The sequence below is a fragment of the Bacteroides sp. genome, assembly GCF_030151085.1.
Taxonomy (GTDB): domain Bacteria; phylum Bacteroidota; class Bacteroidia; order Bacteroidales; family Bacteroidaceae; genus Bacteroides.
The window spans coordinates 1-17,992 of record NZ_JASLER010000014.1 but is presented as its reverse complement, the minus strand read 5'-3'; the positions used below and the strand labels follow the sequence as shown (position 1 = coordinate 17,992).

The following is a 17,992-nucleotide window of genomic DNA, read 5'->3' as shown; positions in this document are numbered from 1 at the left end:
TGTTATAATTTAACTGCAAATGTATCACTATTTTGTATAAAAAGCCGTACTTTCGTCCATTTAAAAGAATAACAGTTCGGCTTTTTAGAGCTGGGCAGTCTGTAATTTATAATTCGTAATTTGTAATTATTATCATGTTGAACGTACAAATCATCAATAAATCAAAACATGCGCTTCCTGCGTATGCCACAGAACTATCTGCCGGTATGGATATTCGTGCTAATCTTTCGGAATCAATATCTTTGGCTCCTTTGGCACGTTGTCTGGTACCTACAGGATTGTATATAGCTTTACCTGCCGGATTTGAAGCACAGATTCGTCCGCGTAGCGGATTAGCAATCAAGAAGGGAATTACAGTGTTGAATTCACCCGGAACGATTGATGCGGATTATCGTGGAGAAATCTGTATCATCCTGGTCAACCTCTCTTCGGAAACATTTGTTATAGAAGATGGAGAACGTATTGCCCAAATGGTGATAGCACGCCATGAACAGATTGAATGGAAAGCTGTAGAGGTACTCGATGAGACCGAACGCGGTGCCGGTGGCTTTGGACATACGGGAGTATAATTAAATGAAGATTCAATGAAAAATATGAAGAATAAGATTGTAGGTTTGTTGTTGATCGGGGTCTTGTTTGTCTCTTGCGGTACAGCTCGTCAGAAAACGCATACCTGTTCGGTGGCAACAGTTACTGCTTTAGATACCCTGACGTCTGAGCAACAACGTAAATACAATTATTTCTATCTGGAGGCAATTCGGCAGAAGACTCAGAAAGATTATGGCACTGCTTTCAATATGCTGCAACATTGCCTTACTATCAATCCGAACGCTTCGTCTGCTTTGTATGAGATGGCACAATACTATATTTTTCTCAAACAAATTCCACAGGGGATAGCTGCTATGGAGAAAGCAGTGCAGAATGATCCGGATAACTTTTGGTATAGCCAGGGATTGGCAAACCTCTATTTGCAACAGAATGAATTGGAGAAAGCAATTCCATTGTTAGAAGGAATGACTACCCGTTTCTCCGGCAAAATGGACCCACTTTATAACTTGCTGGATATTTATAATCGTCAGGAAGATTATGATAAGGTAATTGTGGTCTTGAATAAACTGGAAGACAGGATGGGTAAGAATGAGCAGCTGAGTATGGAGAAGTTCCGTATTTATCTGCAAAAGAAAGATAATAAAAGTGCCTTCCGTGAAATAGAGAGCTTGGTTGCTGAATATCCTATGGACACCCGGTATCAGGTGGTCTTGGGAGATGTTTATATGCAGAACGGTAAAAAAGAAGAAGCCTATAATATCTATCAGAAAATATTAAAGGAAGAACCGGAGAATGCTATGGCGATGTATTCGTTGGCATCATATTATGATCAGACCGGGCAAAAAGAGCTTTATCAACAACAATTGGACACGTTGTGATCAGACCGGGCAAAAAGAGCTTTATCAACAACAATTGGACACGTTGTTGCTGAATAAGAAAGTTCCTTCGGATACGAAGTTGAATGTGATGCGTCAGTTTGTGGTAGAAAGTGAGCAGGAAGGTAAGGATAGCACTCAGGTTATCACCCTTTTTAATCGTATTATGGAGCAAGATCCCGATGACGCTCAACTCCCCATGTTGTATGCTCAATACCTTTTATCCAAAGGGATGAATCAAGAATCATTGCCTGTGCTTAGACAAGTGCTAGTTATTGATCCTACCAATACGGCAGCACGTATGATGTTGTTAGGCGAAGCGGTACGCAAGGAAGATTACAAAGATTTGATGAACTTGTGTGAAGCCGGTGTAGAGGCGAATCCCGATATGCTGGAATTCTATTTTTACTTGGCTATTGCTTATAATCAGGCTGAACGCACTGACGATGCACTTGCCGTTTCTCAGAAGGCATTGGAGCATGTAAAGGATGATAGCAAGAAAGAAGTGGTCTCCGATTTTTATGCTATTATGGGTGATGCCTACCATAGCAAGAAGCATCAGGCAGAGGCTTATGCCGCATACGATTCAGCTTTAGTGTATAATCCTAAGAACATCGGCGCTTTGAACAATTATGCTTATTATCTTTCTGTAGAACGCCGTGACTTGGATAAAGCGGAAGAAATGAGCTACAAAACGGTGAAGGCCGAACCGAATAATGCCACTTATCTGGATACATACGCTTGGATATTGTTTGAAAAAGGCAATTATGCCGAGGCACGTCTTTACATTGATGATGCCATGAAAAACGACGGAGCAAAAAGCGATGTTGTGGTGGAACACTGCGGCGACATTTATTATATGACCGGAGATGTGGAAGGTGCATTAAAATACTGGAATCAGGCACTGGAGATGGGTAGTAAATCGAAGACAATTAAACAGAAAATAGCAAAAAAGAAATATATAGCTGATGAAACTCAAACTACTGAATAACGATGTAATACAGACACTTCGTGTTTTGTCTTTCCTGCTTCTGATGATTGTGGGACTTTCGGGATGTAAAACTACTCGTCAGACAGGTTCACCCCTGCCGGATGCTTCCGGTTATCTTTCTTCGAAGGTACAGTTGACCATTCCTCATAAAGATGCCGTTTTTACAGTGAATGGTACGATGAAGTTGAAAAGTGGTGAACGTATGCAGATTTCTTTCCTCATGCCGATTCTTCGTTCTGAAGTTGCCCGGATAGAGGTTACACCGGATGATATATTATTGGTGGACCGTATGGGAAAGCGTTATGTACAAACCACTCGTAAAGAATTGAAGGACGTATTACCTAAGAAATTCAATTTCGCACACCTGGAAAAGTTGCTTTACGCAGCTGCCAGACCAAATGGAAAGAAAATTCTGACCGCAACAGAATTAGGCATACCATCTATGGAGAAGGGGCAGATAGAGTTTTCCAACTTTTCGGATAAAGCCTTCTCGATATCACCGACCGGAATTTCTGCTAAATACAAGAAGGTTGAGTTGAGTGAGTTAATGGAAATGTTGATGGGTTTGCAGAAAGGGATAGAGTAAATACTGAATAGTCAAATAGCAAATACAATGAGACGTCTTTTTTGTATCTTGATAAGTTGTTTCTGTCTGTTGACACCGCTTCTTGCCCAATCCAATAAGCTGATTAAGGAATTGGAAAGCAAGCGTGGAAGTCTGCAAAAGCAGATTTCTGAATCTGAAACACTTTTGAGCACTACTAAGAAAGACGTTGGCAGCCAGCTGAATGGTCTTGCTGCATTGACCGGACAAATCGAAGAACGCAAACGTTACATTCTAACCATCAATAATGATGTAGAATCAATAGAACGTGAATTGACTTCTTTGGAACGGCAATTGACCCGTTTGCAACGCGACTTGAAAGATAAGAAACAGAAATACGATTCGTCTGTACAATATCTATATAAAAACCGTTCGATAGAGGAGAAACTGATGTTTATCTTATCTGCCAAAAGTCTGGCACAAACCTATCGTCGCTTGCGCTATGTACGTGAATACGCTACTTACCAGCGTTTGCAAGGCGAAGAAGTTCTGAAAAAGCAAGAGCAGGTAAATCGAAAGAAAGCGGAGTTGCAACAAGTAAAGGCTGCTAAAGAAGGTTTGCTGAAAGAGCGTGAGGCGGAAAAGGCTAAGTTAGAGGATCAGGAGAAAGAGAAAAAGACCCTTGTTGCCAATTTGCAGAAAAAGCAGAAGGGCATTCAAAATGAGCTTTCGAAGAAACGCCGTGAAGCTAATCAGCTTAATGCCCGCATTGATCGCTTGATTGCAGAAGAGATTGAGAAAGCGCGTAAGCGTGCCGAAGAGGAAGCCCGTCGTGAAGCCGCTGCCCGCAAAAAGGCGAATGAGAAGAAGGAAGAATCGGCAACAACTACTGCTACCACTACTACAGTAGAAAAGACAAAGACTAAAGTTGCTCCTTTGGAAACTTATTCTATGAGTCGGGATGATCGTGAATTATCCGGCAATTTCGTTAATAACCGTGGTAAATTGCCTATACCTATTACCGGACCCTATATTATCACCAGCCATTATGGACAATACTCGGTAGAAGGATTGCGCAATGTCAAACTAGATAATAAAGGTATTGATATCCAAGGAAAAGCAGGTGCACAAGCTCGTGCTATATTCGACGGAAAAGTAGCTGCCGTCTTCCAGTTAAATGGACTATTCAATATTCTCGTTCGTCACGGAAACTATATTTCCGTTTATTGTAACTTGTCTTCTGCTTCTGTAAAGCAAGGCGACAATGTGACTACCAAGCAATCACTCGGACAAATTTTCTCCGACGGCTCGGATAACGGCCGCACAGTACTGCATTTCCAATTAAGAAGGGAAAAAGAAAAGTTGAATCCGGAACCGTGGTTAAACCGCTGATCTTGTTAATGAATTAGTTCAGCACCATCCAATAGATTTAGATACATTTCTATCGCCTCTTCTATTTCTTTGATAAAAATAAATTCGTCGGCAGTGTGCGAGCGACTGCTTTTGCCCGGACCCATTTTCATGGAAGAGAATGGCATTAATGCCTGATCGGAGAGAGTGGGAGAACCAAAAGGAGTACGTCCCATAGCAACTGCCTTTTGTACTAGCGGATGTTCCGGTGAAACATGCGAGGAACTCAATCGGAAAGAACGTGGTTTAGCTTCGCAGGTAATATGCTTTTGTATTTCTTCGAAGAGATCCTGATTACTATAACATTCGTTGCTTCGGATATCTACCACGAAAGTGCAGCGGTCGGGGATGACGTTGTGCTGGGTACCGGCATTTATCATCGTTACGCTCATCTTCACAGGTCCTAAAAAGGTTGATTCTTTGGAAAAGCGGTAGTCGCGGAACCAGGCAATATCATTTAATACCTTATATATAGCATTATCTCCTTCATTCCGGGCGGCGTGTCCCGAACGGCCGTAAGCTGTAACATCCAGCACCATCAAACCTTTCTCTGCAATGGCAGGTTGCATCTCGGTCGGCTCTCCTACAATAGCAAATTGTATAGGAGGTAGTTCCGGCAATACACACTCTATTCCACCTTTACCCGAAACTTCTTCTTCGCAAGAAGCAAGATAAATCAGATTGTAGGCTTGTGTCGTACGGCACAATTGCAAGAAAACGTGCAGGAGGCTTACTACACTTGCTCCGGCATCATTACTCCCCAAACCATATAATTTTCCGTTTTCTTCGAGAGGAGTGAACGGGTCTTTTCTCCATCCGTTTACAGGTTTAACGGTATCGATATGCGAATTCAGTAGCAAAGTAGGTTTCTTGAGGTCAAACATTGGGCTGAGGCACCAAATATTATTACCTTTTCGGCCGGTGGTCATGCCTTGCATCTCGATGTAATTCTGTAAATAATCAGCCGCTTTTTCTTCGTCACGACTAAGAGAAGGAATAGAAATGAGTGCTTTTAATAGGCCTGTAGCTTCAGAAACTAAGGTGGGCATATCGTATATCATGATTGGAAGTTTATTGATTATTAAGTTGCAAACTTACGGATAAATACTGAAAAATGCAGATAGTTTCAAATAAAACTAATACCTTTGCGTGTTATTTACTAATTCATAACGTTATGACATATCATCATTTGTCTGTTATGGTGCATCGCCAGGCAGAAAAGTATGGAGATAAAGTAGCTCTTAAATATAGGGACTATGAGACATCGCAATGGCTGCCGATTTCTTGGAATGAATTCTCCCAAACAGTGCGTCAGACCGCTAATGCTATGGTGGCTCTGGGGGTTGAAGTGCAGGAGAATATCGGAATATTCTCTCAAAACAAGCCCGAATGTTTGTTTACCGATTTCGGAGCATTTGCCAATCGTGCTGTGACCATCCCTTTGTATGCAACCAGTTCATCTGCACAAGCCCGGTATATCGTCAATGATGCGCAGATTCGCTATTTGTTTGTGGGCGAGCAGTTCCAGTATGATGCTGCTTTTAGTATATTCGGCTTCTGCCAGTCTTTGCAGCAACTCATTATTTTCGACCGCAGCGTGGTACGCGACCAGCGCGATATGACCTCTATCTACTTCGACGAATTCCTGGAGATGGGTAAGGATCTGCCGCATAATGACATTGTGGAAGAACGTACTGCACAGGCATCGGACGATGATTTGGCCAATATCCTTTATACCTCCGGTACGACCGGTGAACCGAAAGGTGTAATGCTACATCATTTCAACTATCGGGAAGCACTTCGCATTCATGATATTCGTTTGCCGTTTATGACGGATCAGGATGTCTCAATGAACTTCTTGCCGTTGACACATGTATTCGAGAAAGCTTGGTGTTATCTTTGTATTCATAGAGGTGTACAGATCTGTATCAACCTTCGTCCGATAGATATTCAAACAACTATTAAGGAGATACGTCCTACATTGATGTGTAGCGTACCTCGTTTTTGGGAGAAGGTGTATGCCGGTGTACAGGAGAAGATCAACCAGGAGACGGGTATGAAGAAAGCATTGATGCTGGATGCAATTAAAGTGGGCAGGGCGCATAATATAGATTATCTGCGTCAAGGTAAGACTCCTCCCATGCTCCTCCATCTGAAATATAAATTCTACGAAAAGACCATCTACGCTTTGCTAAAGAAGACGATTGGTATTGAAAACGGAAACTTCTTCCCTACAGCAGGTGCTGCCGTTCCTGATGAGATTTGTGAATTTGTACATTCGGTCGGCATTAATATGGTGGTAGGTTATGGCTTGACAGAATCTACAGCTACTGTGTCTTGCTTCTTGAACGAAGGATATGAGATTGGTTCCGTGGGAACGGTTTTGCCTGATGTAGAAGTGAAGATAGGCGAAAACAATGAGATACTGCTTCGTGGCAAGACTATAACCACCGGTTACTATAAGAAAGCCGAGGCAACTGCCGAAGCAATTACTGCCGATGGCTGGTTTCACACAGGCGATGCCGGCTATTTGAAAGGCGATCAGCTCTATCTCACAGAGCGAATCAAGGACCTTTTCAAGACTTCCAACGGCAAGTACATTTCTCCACAAGCTCTTGAGACGAAGCTGTCCATCGACCGCTACATCGATCAAATAGCCATCATTGCCGATGAACGCAAGTTTGTCTCTGCACTCATTGTTCCTGTCTATGGTTTTGTGAAAGACTATGCGAAGGAAAAAGGCATTGAGTACAAAGATATGGAAGACTTGTTGCAGCATCCTAAAATACAGGCGCTGTTCCGTGCACGCATTGACACCTTGCAGCAGTCGTTTGCCCAGTATGAACAGGTCAAGCGTTTCACTCTGCTGCTCGAACCCTTCAGCATGGAGCGTGGCGAATTGACGAACACCCTGAAGTTGAAGCGTGCCGTAGTGGAGAAGAACTACAAGGAATTGATAGATAAAATGTATGAGTAAGATACATAGTCGTTACCTCATACTGAAAGAACTAAAAACCACTTTACCACAGTTCTATTAGTAATGCTTATTGTTGCCTGCAATCCCTCGTCTCCACAAGACGAGGCTGCGGCACAAGTTACCTTCATTGCACCGTCCTATGCACAAGACTGCCTCCTCTGCTTGTTAGTAGCCACCTCGGCAACTTCCTAGACCGATGGTGCCCGGCGGCTCTCCTTTTTGGAGGTTTGTCCGCTTGCCTTTTCCGGTTTTGTCCCCCTTTCCTTTCCGATTTTTTTTAGTTTATCCCCACGTGTTGCCAGCCTTAAAGCCACTCTTTCGGCTTGGTTGTCGCATTGTCGGGCGGCATTATTTGTCTCTTTCCGCCTTCTGCCGCACCGTGAACATCTCCTTCCTAAATGTTAAAAGTGAGCTTTTTTACTGCTGCTAATCAGTGGTTTGCGTATTTGGTCAAAGAAATTGCGTATTTGGTCAAAGCTATTGGTGTGGAATAGACATATTTGCACAGCAAAATTAAAAGATCATTTATATCTATACGCAATGGAAACAATGGCTCCTTCTCAACATGTATTTTTCTTGGCACTCGCTATGTTTACAGCGATGTGCGGATGGCTGGTTGCACCCCACACGCTATCCATCTACAACACCCGGTGGATGCCCCGTTGGATACGTCCGGCCCACGACTACCTGTGCCGTGCCTACCGCTACTACTATCCGGCGCAGGAGGCACGCGTGGTACTGACTGTGGCGCTGATATTGGCTGCATTGGCGGCTATGGCGCTCTTCCTGCATCGTGGGCTCCTGTTCTCTACAGACAGCCTGCTGCTGCTCTACACGGCCCTGCTGCCTGCCTACCTATTACACCGCACCATCTGCTTCCACAAGTTGAACGAGTTCACCCCTGCGCAGGCAGCCGAACAAACGAACTCACTCAACGTCTACCGCACGTGGAAAGCAGTCCTGTTGTGGTTTCTTGCAGGCGGTGTGGTCATCACCGATCTGTTTCGTTTTCTGCCCACGCGCTGGCTTGGATTCTTCACGCTGGCAATGGGCATATTTGCTATTTTCGCCCATTTCATCGAGCTGATTCGTGAAGTGAGAGAGAATGGAGAGTCGCTGCGAGGTGCCAATTTGTTGACTCTTTTTCGGGAACTGATGCCCGGCAGTTACTACTTGCTGTTTGCCCTGCTGGGCGTGTCACTTACTCAGGCGGCATTCTGGCTTTCGATGCCCGTGCTGCTTATTGTATGGGTGGTGTTTGTGGCGGCATTCACGGTGGTGGAGTATCACTTCCGTTTTGTGTCACCCTATCGCACTGACACCACCGAGCAGTGGGGGGAGGAACCCTATACCTTGCTCTACCAGCCCGAAGAGGAACTTTGGCTGATCCGCCGTTACGACAAGGCGGCTTTGCGGCGTAATAATGTACCCTGCTGGGTGGTCATCACCGAATCTTCCGTCCGTCCCGGTCATCACCGTGTGCAGCTCACCGCCAACCTGGAGTACAAGCAGCGCGAAGTGGAACTGCAAGACGAAAAACTGCTTTACATCCGTCGCTTCGACTCGGTGGCGCAGGCGCGCGCCTATGCACAGAGTATAAACGCAAGCAGCCTTATAGCCGATAAGATACGGCAGCTGAACCCTACGTTCGACAATCTGAACTCCCGGTCGGCACGTGTACTGGGGCTGATGAACACGATGATATGAGCTTGTATGCCGATTGAATGTTGCATGCCGATTGATTACTGCATGCCGATTGAACACCACACACCGATTGAACACCATAACGTAGAAAATCAACAATAACAAAACTCTATCAATTATGAAGAAAGTAACATCCCTATTGATGATCTTAACCCTCCTGTTTGCCGCTTGCGTCAATCGCATCGACGATGCTGAAGAGACTACAAACGAATCGCCTGTGAAGCTGCTGGTAGAGACCCGCGGCGAGGGCAGCGCCACCCTGGCTTACCCCATCACCGTCTATGCCTTTGATGCCGAAGGGGAGTGTGCCGCCTCGCAAACCATCACCGGTGCCGGCGAAGCCCTTGCCCTGAACCTGTTTCCGGGTGATTATCACCTGGCGGCACTGGCGGGCACCGACGGATATACCCTGCCCAGCCCCATGCAGCGCACAAGCCTCATTACCCTGAAGGGAGGCACCCCCGCCGCCTCGGCTCTGATGAGCGGCAATGCCGACGTCACGGTGGGCGATGCCGCCGTTTCGGCCAACATCCGTCTCAGCTACCGGGTGGCACGCCTCGCGCTTACCCTCACCGATGTGCCGGAGGATGTGACTGCCGTGCAGGTGCGCTTCTCGCCGCAATATACCGGCTACTGCATGCAGGGCAGCTTCAGCGATGCCGGTGCGGTGAATACCGTGACATGCACCAAGCAGGCAACGGCAGGCACATGGAGCACGCCCCAGTTCCACCTCTTTCCGGGTAGCGGACAACAAACGATATTTTCCATCGTCCTCACTCGTGCCAACGGCACTATTTCTACCTATGGCTACACGCATCACCAGTCTTTGCTTGCCGCCACTCCTTACGTGCTGAGCGGCAGTTACAAGCAGGGCATTGCCGTGAACGGGGTGCTCGAAGCCGAGGGCTGGAAGGCTCCGGTCAACATTTCTTTCAACTTCGGTGCAGGGTCGAGTAGTGGCGGTGAATCGGGCGGCGGCGAATCGGGCGGCGGCGGTGAATCCGGCGGAAACGAACCCGGTAGCGGAAGCGCGAGTGGCGATGCTATCTCCGTGGCGTCCATCCCCACTGTGCCTTCCATCTGGAGGGGTGCTTGCGTAATGGGCGTGAGTAACGTAACCACCACCGGTGCCACACTGCTGGTGATGTCCCTCAAAGAGTGGGGCGGACTAAAACCCGCCGCCGCCACAAGCACCATCATCAACTACAGCCTGGCAACTTTGCCCGGTGCATGGCGATTGCCCACCGAGGCAGAAGTCACCCCGTTGCGCGATGCCCGCAGGGCGGTGGGAAAAACCACGGGCGCCTTCGATAACCTGCTTACAGCTGCCGGAGGCGATGCCAGCAGCTCGCAAGCGTTATACCTCTGCACCGCCACCGACGGTAGCTACTTGAAATATACTTGGGGAGGCACCGACACCCCCGAACCCATCGGCACCACCCCCAGCTTTCGGTCGCGGGCGGTGCGTAGCGTACTTGTGACGATAACGAAATGACAACGATGACATCAACGGAACAGCAACGAAACGATGACATCAACGGAACAATGACATCAACAATGACATCAACGAAACATCAACAGAACGATGACATCAACAGTGGCATTAACGAAATGACAATGAATAAGCAATCTAATAATAACATTTTAAACAACAAAGAAAAGATGAAAATCAGAACACTACTTCTAACCGTTCTATTTGCAGCGGTTGGCTTTTGCTCTTGCAGCAAGGACGATGATTCGGCTAAGCCCGCAATCGAAGTTGAAACTCCTACTCTGACCCTGCCCACGGCAGACATGGGTACCGTAACCACCACCTTCACCACCAATCAGTCGTGGACTCTCAGCCTGGGCGACCCGGCTCCCACCTGGTTCACCGTCGACAAACTTGCAGGAGAGCCCGGCAAGCACACGCTGACCATCACCATTAAGGAAAACAACCTCTCGTACACCGACCAACGCAAGGGCACTATCACCATCAGCGCAGGCCCGAAGACCGCCACCATCACCGTGGTACAACCCGTGAAGCCTGCCGAGAAGGAGAAGCAGACCTGGACGGGAACCGAGTACCCCCTCCAGACTCCGAAAGAGAAAGGAAACATCCTCGTCTCCGTGCCCACCAGTGTGGAGGGAAGCGCAAAGCTGATCCTCCCCGCCGAATTGAAGGCCGAAGATAATCCCAACATCACCATCGACCTGGCCGAAGGAGCCTCCTTCACCGAATCGCTGACGATAGAAGATGCCAACTATACCGGCACCATCATCTTGCGGGCAGCCAATAACGAGACGATTGCCGTGGGCACCGCCACCCCATCTGCCAAGGATATCCTGATGGTGAACCTGCCGAAGGGCTCCTTCCTGATTGAAGCGGGCAAAATCAACGGAAGCGCCAAGGCAACGACCAACCCGGACACTTTCATCTTGAATGGAGTCATAGAAGGAGACCTTACCATAGAAGGCGGTAGCCTGATTATCGGCCCCACCGGAAAGGTGAAAGGCGCTATCATAATGAAGGGCAACGGTTCGCTGCTGGTAGACGGCACCGTAGAAGGCACCATCACCGGCGGAGACATCACCATCGGCAGCACCGGCGTCACGGGCGATATCGTAGTGACCGAGGACGGAAAGATCAAAGTGAACGAAGGCGCCAAAGTGAACGGATCGGTAGATGCCAGCAAGGCCAAAGAGGCCGACATTGCCGACGGCACTGTAAGCGGACAGGTCACTCCTCCGGCAAAACCCGATAAACCGACTCCTGTAGAGGGCGTATCGTTTGCCGAAGCTACCGTAAGCATCGCAAAAGGCAGCACGAAGCAGCTTGTATATAAGATCTCTCCGCTGACTGCCACTAACCAAAAGGTGAGCTGGAAGTCGAGCGACGCCACCGTGGCCAGTGTGAGCGAAACGGGACTTGTGACCGCAAATGCTGCCGGCACCGCCACCATTACCGTGACTACCGAGGACGGCAAGAAGACAGCAACCTGCACCGTCACAGTGACTGAAAAACCGGTGGAAACCGTTGCCGTGACTGGCGTAACGCTGAACAAGACCGCCGCTTCCTTATTAGTAGGCGCCACCGAAACGCTGACCGCTACCGTGAACCCCACGAACGCAACGAACAAAGCAGTGACATGGAGCAGCAGCAATGCAGCCGTTGCCACCGTGAGCGCCGCTGGCGTAGTTACCGCCGTATCAAACGGCACCGCCACCATCACCGTGACTACCGCCGATGGCAAGAAAACCGCTACCTGCACCGTGACCGTGATTACCCCCGTCACCGGCGTAACGCTGAACAAGACCGCTGCTTCCTTATTAGTAGGCGCCACCGAAACGCTGACGGCTACCGTGAACCCCACGAATGCTACGAACAAGGCAGTGACATGGACAAGCAGCGATGCAGCCGTTGCAAGCGTGAGCGCCGCAGGCGTAGTAACCGCGCAAGCCGTGGGCACCGCCACCATCACCGTGACTACGGAGGATGGCAAGAAGACTGCTACTTGCACCGTGACGGTCAATCCGATTGTCGTGACCGGCGTGTCCCTCGACAAGACCAGCGCTACGCTTGTCCGGGCAAAGACCGAAGCGTTGACGGCTACCGTGAACCCGACGAATGCAACCAACAAGGCAGTGACGTGGACGAGCAGCAACGACGCTATCGTGTCGGTGGACGCTAAAGGAAATGTGACCGGCGTGAAAGTGGGCACCGCTACCATCACCGTCACCACCACGGACGGAGGCAAGACGGCTGCATGCACCATCACCGTCATCGACCCCGCCAACCCGGGAGGCATCACCGCCGATAGCTGGGGCAACGAGACAGGAGGGTCGCTGAATACGCATTAAGCCGGAGCACGAAGCAGTAGCAGTAACTAATGAGAGTGAAGCAGCAGAAGTAACGAATAAGAGTGAAGCAGCAGTAACTCAGCTCTCCCGCCTGAATCCGCATGGGCTCTCCCGCCTGAAAGGGGGAGTACCCGACGAAGGAGGGGGAGGGGGTTTCCCACAAAGCAAGAGCAACTTAAGTGTTGTGTGAGACCCCTCCGCCCTACGGGCACCTCCCCTTTCAGGCGGAGGAGCTTTGAGTTACCCCTGCTACTCACAAGAGTCACCCCTGCCAAGAACAAGTGAATAAGAAATTAATAAAACAAGAATAACAATATGAAGATAAAAACAATCCTCACCGCCACCGCCGGTTTACTCGCCCTCGCCGCCTGTAACAACGAGCAGGAGTGGGAGAGTACCTACCTCGGCGACCCTAACGCCGTCATCGTCAACGCCACCCTGCAAGGGGAGGACACCGCCGGCGCCTCCACCCGCGCCAACACCGAATCCACCGGCGACGCCTTCGTCATCGGCACCGACCGCTTCCGCGTGACGAACACCACCCCGAACACCGCAGGCACCACCCCCGCGACCACCGCGAACGCAGGCACCAACACCGCCCACTACACCTACACCGCCCCCGCCACCTGGTCCCTGACCGATGCCGCCGGCACCCCCGTCACCTCCCCCTACCTCACCTGGGCGGAAGGCGAGAACACCTTCGAGGCCTACATGCCCGTCGGCGAAACCACCACCACCTACGCCACCTTCACCCTGCCCGGCACGCAGACCGACGTCGACAAATTGCGCGCCGCCGACTGGATGACCGCCACCGCCACCAAGGCACGCACCGACGCCGACCGCACCGTCGACCTCCGGTTCACCCACCGCCTGGCCAAGGTCACCGTCAGCATCACCGCCTACCGCAACGAGTTCGGCACCACGCCGCCCACCCTCGAAAGCGTGCAGTTCAAGCTGCCCACCCTCGACCTCGCCACCGGCGTCACCCTGCCCACGGCGCAGACCGTCCTCCCCCTGGTCAGCCCCGACGCCAGCCCCGCCGCGCTGCATAGCTACACCGCCATCCTCGCACCGGGCAAGTACGCCGCCGGCGCCGACTTCCTCACGATGACCATTGCCGGCCAGCCCGTGACCGTGAAAGTGAACGACCTGCTCGCCACCACCGGCCTCACCCCCGGCAAGAGCTACACCTTCCAGCTCACCGTGGGCAACCACATCGCCACCCTCACCTCCTTCACCGTGGGCGAATGGACCGCCGGCACCCCCCTCGACGCCACCAACAACCCCGGCCTCGTCCTCGCCCCCGGCACCGGCACCCCCACCTACGAGATACACTCCGCCCAAGGCCTCAAAGCCTTTGCCGACCTCATCAATGGCACGGACGACGGCGCCGACCGCATCTTCTGCGGCATCGCGATACCGGGCACCTCTACCTTAGAAGCCCGCAAGAGCAACGCCCGCCTCATGGCAGACATCGACCTGAGCACCCTGTGCGGCGCCACCATCGGCACCGACGGCAAGGGCAAGAGCTGGAAGCCGATAGGGAAAGGCCTCGATTATTCTTATCAAGGAGTATTCGAAGGCAACCACCACACCGTGAAAGGGCTCTACATTGACGATACGCGAACGGGCTTCGACACCGGCAGCGGCACTATCTACCAAGGGCTCTTTGGATTTGCAGCGGGCGCCACTGTGCAGCGCCTCACCGTGACGGGCAGCGTCAACCTCAGCATCACAGCCGCGCAAGGCAAAGCCGACTTGTCGATTTATGCGGGCGGCATCACGGGCTTTGCCTACGGCTCCACCCTGACGGACTGCCACAGCGAGGTGAGCGTTTCCGCCGAGGGCGACGAGGCGGCAGTGAATACCACCGTCCGTGCCGGCGGCATCGCGGGCGTCGCCATTAACGGCGGCATCGGCGGCAGCTTGAACGATTGCACCTCCACCGGCGTGGTGACAGCCACGGCAAGCACCACAAACAGCAGCCAGGAATTGGCATTTGCGGGCGGCATCTGCGGCGAGAGCAGCGACACCCCCCTGACGGGCTGTAGCCACACCACGGGCGCCGTATCCGCAGCCACGGCGAAGGGTACGGCCACTGTCGGTGGCGTAGTGGGTTCTGCCAGCAGTCAGTTCCTGGGCTGCACCAACACGGCGGCGGTGAGCGGCTCGGCAACGGACGCCACCACCGGCATCCTCCACATCGGCGGCGTGGCGGGATGGAGCAGTGCAGAGGTCGTGGCGTGCAGCAACAGCGGAGCCATCACCTTCAACGCCGGAGGCGAATTGTATGCCGGGGGCGTGGTGGGACTGAGTCTGAAATCCATCGTTGCCTCATTCAGCACCGAAGTGCCCACGGCCGGCCAGGGAGGCGGTAATGGCGCGGAGGGGCAGTCGCACATCGGCGGCATCCTCGGCTACCTCAACTCTCTTACCGCCACCGTCAGCACCTCCTTCTATGTGGGCAGTAACGAGCTGGGCACCAATGGCGTCTACAGCGTCGACGACGTCGTCGGCGGCATCACCAACACCGACGGCGGCATCATCCCCACCTCTGCCGGGCTGAATGGCAAGGTGAAGGCGATGAACGATGCCATCGACACCTACAACACCGGCGCCTTCTCCGCCAACGGAACCGTCCCCGCCATCACTTGCCCCTACCGCTGGACGAAGACGGCAGCGGCGCCGAAGGTGAGGAAGTAAGGAGGGGAGGAAGTGAGTAGTAAGTAGTAAGTAATGATAGTAAGTAGCAAGAGTAACTAATGAGAGTAACTCAGGCTCTCCCGCCTGAATCCGCATGGGACTCTCCCGCCTGAAAGGGGGAGTACCCGACGAAGGAGGGGGAGGGGGTCTCCCACAAAGCAAGAGCAACTTAAGTATTATGTGAGACCCCTCCGCCCTACGGGCACCTCCCCTTTCAGGCGGAGGAGTTTAGTAATAACAATAAAAAAGCAATAGATATGAGCTATCAACGCAACGACAATAATAAGGAGGTCAATCGCTACGACGTGAAGCCCCTGCGCCGCGAACTGCGCACCCACGGCACCCCTGCCGAAGCCACCCTGTGGCGGATGCTCAAGGCGGGGCAGGTGTCGGGATGCAAGTTTCGCCGGCAATATAGCGTGGGGGCATACGTGTTGGACTTCTACTGTCCCGCCGCCCGCCTGGCCGTGGAACTCGACGGCGCGCCACACTTCACCCCCGACGGTGCCCGGCACGACGAGCAACGCACCCGCTACCTCGAACAAGTGGCCGGCATACGCGTGCTACGCTTCGAGAACCGTATGGTGTTCGAGCAACCCGAAAACGTGCTACGCCATATTGAAGAGGCACTGGGGGAGGCAGGAGTAATCCGCAAGGAGGAGTTCTTGCCTGAAACCCGCAAGGAGGAGTTTTTGCTTGAAACCCGCAAGGAGGAGTTCTTGCTTGAAACCCGCAAGGAGGAGTTTTTGCCTGAAACCCGCAAGGAGGAGTTTTTGCCTGAAACCTGCAAGGAGGAGTTTTTGCTTGAAACCCGCAAGGACTCTCCCGCCTGAAAGGGGGAGTACCCGACGAAGGAGGGGGAGGGGGTTTTCCACACAGGGGGTCTTCCGCAAGTCAGAAGTAACTTAGTATTGTGTGAGACCCCTCCGCCCTACGGGCACCTCCCCTTTCAGGCGGAGGAGCCGGAATTGAAACAAGAAATAATAAATTATATAATATAACAATGAACAACATGAAAAGAATAACATCCATCCCCCGCAGCCTCGCCGCACGTGCCACCCGCATGGCAGCCCGACTGCTGAACGGCGCCGCAGCCGTGGCCACCGTTGCCACCCTCGCACTCGCCTCGTGTGCCACCACCGACGAACTCGACCCCAACACCGGCGTCGACCCTAACGCGTACCTCACCCTGAGCACCGCCACCGTAGAAAGTCACGCAGCCCTTGCCCCCCGTGCCGCCACCACCCGCGCCGGCATCACCACCCCCATCGAACGCCCCATCGTGAGCACCTTCGAGGAAGGCGACGTGATACTGATGGCCTATGACTTCGACGGCGACTTCGACACCCCCGAAGGCCAAGGCACCGCCTACGCCAAGCTCACCGCCACCGGCACCTGGACGCTCTATGCCGGCCCCACCCTCAACGAAGAAGTGAAGCTGCGCCCCAACCCCGACCGCCCCGCCGAGAGCTGGGACAACCTCCGGCTGGAGTTCCACTTCAGTCCCCGAGGCATCTTCACCGATGAAGACGGATACCTGTGTTACCAGATCGGCGGCTCTTACCTCGACCCCGCCACCAACACCCGTATGTACTACGACTGCCTCTACGCCGGCACCCGCCGCACCACCGACGGCACGCTGGCGGCAGCGGAATATCGCGTAGGCACCGACGGCAAGGTCACCGCCTGCCTCCGCCACAAGTTAGCCCTGCTCTCCCTGCCCGAGACTGCCCTCAGCGTGAGCGGCTACCCCGAGGCATACGACGGCATCAACACCCTGACCGGACGCCTCGTGAGTACCAACTCCGACGGAATTACAAATAAGGACGACATCCCCTTCATCTACACCCCCGGCGCCACGCCAGGCACAGGCACGTGGCAAGCCATCGCTGACGCCTCTAACCCGACAAGCACAACGACCTACACCCTCCAATCCCTCACCGCCACCCTCACCAAGGGGGGCACTGCCGACACGCCTGCCTACACAGTCACCGCCCCCGTCAGCAGCGCCACCGACGGCACACCGGTGCCCTTGCGCCCCGGCACCCGCTACCCCCTCAGCCTCTCCCTCACGCCCACCCGTAGCACCGCCGCCATCAAAGGAGGCACCACAGGATGGGGCGACGAGGAGGGGATGCAGAGCGACTACACCCTCGCCACCCCCGGCGACATGAGCAGCCGCTGGACGATACGCACCGCCCGCGGACTTGCCGCCTTTAGCAGCTACGTGAACAGCATCGACTACACCAGCAACCCCGACGCCGTCTGCCCCGACGCCACCCTTGCCGCCGACATCGACCTTGCCGGCAGCGCCACCAACCAATGGACGCCGATAGGAAAGGACTTAGAACACCCTTACCGCGGCACCTTCGACGGTGCGAACCACACCGTCTCCGGCC

The 17,992-nt window shown here is 52.4% G+C and carries 10 protein-coding genes and 2 pseudogenes; 11 read left to right on the top strand and 1 reads right to left on the bottom strand.

Annotated features, from left to right (window positions below):
* Nucleotides 1-137 precede the first annotated feature (137 nt).
* The 4 genes and pseudogenes from dut to Q1W14_RS03085 all read left to right on the top strand — a co-directional run bounded on the left by dut (nt 138) and on the right by Q1W14_RS03085 (nt 4,351).
* Nucleotides 138-569, top strand: coding sequence for a dUTP diphosphatase (gene dut, locus Q1W14_RS03100; protein ID WP_300699290.1), 432 nt, complete (start codon nt 138-140; stop codon nt 567-569).
* A gap of 15 nt (nt 570-584) precedes the next feature.
* Nucleotides 585-2,415, top strand: a pseudogene (locus Q1W14_RS03095) (tetratricopeptide repeat protein).
* Nucleotides 2,393-3,001, top strand: a complete 609-nt coding sequence (locus tag Q1W14_RS03090; RefSeq protein ID WP_300699192.1) for a DUF4292 domain-containing protein — start codon at nt 2,393-2,395, stop codon at nt 2,999-3,001. Before Q1W14_RS03095 ends, Q1W14_RS03090 begins: the two are co-directional and overlap by 23 nt.
* 27 nt (nt 3,002-3,028) lie before the next feature.
* The gene (locus Q1W14_RS03085) at nt 3,029-4,351 is read left to right on the top strand and encodes a peptidoglycan DD-metalloendopeptidase family protein (RefSeq protein ID WP_300699190.1); all 1,323 of its coding nucleotides are present in this window, start codon (nt 3,029-3,031) and stop codon (nt 4,349-4,351) included.
* Nucleotides 4,352-4,356: 5 nt separating this feature from the next.
* On the opposite strand, the gene Q1W14_RS03080 is transcribed toward Q1W14_RS03085, so the two are convergent.
* Nucleotides 4,357-5,430, bottom strand: coding sequence for a M20 family metallo-hydrolase (locus Q1W14_RS03080; RefSeq protein ID WP_300699188.1), 1,074 nt, complete (start codon nt 5,428-5,430; stop codon nt 4,357-4,359).
* Nucleotides 5,431-5,543: 113 nt separating this feature from the next.
* Between Q1W14_RS03080 and Q1W14_RS03075 the strand changes: the two genes are divergently transcribed.
* The 7 genes and pseudogenes from Q1W14_RS03075 to Q1W14_RS03045 all read left to right on the top strand — a co-directional run.
* A complete protein-coding gene (locus Q1W14_RS03075) occupies nt 5,544-7,346 on the top strand; it encodes a long-chain fatty acid--CoA ligase (protein ID WP_300699186.1) in 1,803 nt (600 codons plus the stop codon).
* Nucleotides 7,347-7,886: 540 nt separating this feature from the next.
* The gene (locus tag Q1W14_RS03070) at nt 7,887-9,053 is read left to right on the top strand and encodes a hypothetical protein (protein WP_300699185.1); all 1,167 of its coding nucleotides are present in this window, start codon (nt 7,887-7,889) and stop codon (nt 9,051-9,053) included.
* Between the two features lie 115 nt (nt 9,054-9,168).
* Entirely contained in the window at nt 9,169-10,545 is a 1,377-nt protein-coding gene (locus Q1W14_RS03065; RefSeq protein WP_300699183.1) for a FimB/Mfa2 family fimbrial subunit, read from the top strand.
* Complete coding sequence (locus Q1W14_RS03060; RefSeq protein WP_300699181.1) at nt 10,542-12,890, top strand: Ig-like domain-containing protein; 2,349 nt, start codon at nt 10,542-10,544, stop codon at nt 12,888-12,890. Before Q1W14_RS03065 ends, Q1W14_RS03060 begins: the two co-directional genes overlap by 4 nt.
* 315 nt (nt 12,891-13,205) lie before the next feature.
* A complete protein-coding gene (locus tag Q1W14_RS03055; protein WP_300699179.1) occupies nt 13,206-15,593 on the top strand; it encodes a fimbrillin family protein in 2,388 nt (795 codons plus the stop codon).
* A gap of 257 nt (nt 15,594-15,850) precedes the next feature.
* Nucleotides 15,851-16,426, top strand: coding sequence for an endonuclease domain-containing protein (locus tag Q1W14_RS03050; RefSeq protein WP_300699177.1), 576 nt, complete (start codon nt 15,851-15,853; stop codon nt 16,424-16,426).
* Nucleotides 16,427-16,596: 170 nt separating this feature from the next.
* Nucleotides 16,597-17,992: pseudogene (locus Q1W14_RS03045) on the top strand (hypothetical protein); the annotation flags it as partial.

Excerpts from the sequence above, each read along its gene's own strand:
- Q1W14_RS03050 (WP_300699177.1), top strand. The coding sequence starts at position 15,851 with ATGAGCTATCAACGCAACGACAATAATAAGGAGGTCAATCGCTACGAC.
- Q1W14_RS03090 (WP_300699192.1), top strand. The coding sequence starts at position 2,393 with ATGAAACTCAAACTACTGAATAACGATGTAATACAGACACTTCGTGTT.
- Q1W14_RS03055 (WP_300699179.1), top strand. The coding sequence starts at position 13,206 with ATGAAGATAAAAACAATCCTCACCGCCACCGCCGGTTTACTCGCCCTC.
- Q1W14_RS03060 (WP_300699181.1), top strand. The coding sequence starts at position 10,542 with ATGACAACGATGACATCAACGGAACAGCAACGAAACGATGACATCAAC.
- Q1W14_RS03075 (WP_300699186.1), top strand. The coding sequence starts at position 5,544 with ATGACATATCATCATTTGTCTGTTATGGTGCATCGCCAGGCAGAAAAG.
- Q1W14_RS03070 (WP_300699185.1), top strand. The coding sequence starts at position 7,887 with ATGGAAACAATGGCTCCTTCTCAACATGTATTTTTCTTGGCACTCGCT.
- Q1W14_RS03065 (WP_300699183.1), top strand. The coding sequence starts at position 9,169 with ATGAAGAAAGTAACATCCCTATTGATGATCTTAACCCTCCTGTTTGCC.
- Q1W14_RS03080 (WP_300699188.1), bottom strand. The coding sequence starts at position 5,430 with ATGATATACGATATGCCCACCTTAGTTTCTGAAGCTACAGGCCTATTA.
- Q1W14_RS03085 (WP_300699190.1), top strand. The coding sequence starts at position 3,029 with ATGAGACGTCTTTTTTGTATCTTGATAAGTTGTTTCTGTCTGTTGACA.